The following is a 448-nucleotide window of genomic DNA, read 5'->3' as shown; positions in this document are numbered from 1 at the left end:
GGGTATTTCTTAGCCACGCCGCTACAGATCGCCAATGCGACAGCGATGACTGCCAACAAGGGCTATCACATTACCCCGCATCTGCTGAAAAGCAGCGATGGGGCAGCAGAGGTCAAGGTCATCACCAAACCCGATGGCAAAATCGACTATAACGGCAAACCCTCTGATTGGCTACGCATGCATGATGCGATGGAAAGTGTGGTGAAAGGTGGCACGGGACGTGGTATCTATACGCCGCGCTATCGTATCGCGGGTAAGACTGGTACGGCACAGGTAAAATCCATCGCTCAAGGCAAACGTTATGATAAGTCTGCGATAGACAAGCGCCACTGGGATCATGCGTGGTTCAACGGTTTTGCGCCAGTAGAAGACCCACAAATCGCCCTTGCCGTGTTGGTCGAAAACGGTGGCGGCGGTAGTGCCGTGGCAGCACCTATTGGTCGCGCGC

1 protein-coding gene is annotated in these 448 nt (G+C 54.7%); it reads left to right on the top strand.

Annotated features, from left to right (window positions below; genetic code table 11):
* Positions 1–448, top strand: a 448-nt coding sequence (locus tag AAEZ03_RS25950; protein ID WP_350582597.1) for a penicillin-binding transpeptidase domain-containing protein, incomplete at both ends; no start/stop codon positions are given.

The organism is Pseudomonas sp. HY2-MNA-CIBAN-0224, from assembly GCF_040310285.1.
Lineage (GTDB): Bacteria > Pseudomonadota > Gammaproteobacteria > Pseudomonadales > Pseudomonadaceae > Aquipseudomonas > Aquipseudomonas helleri.
This window is presented reverse-complemented; position numbering and strand designations above follow the sequence as displayed.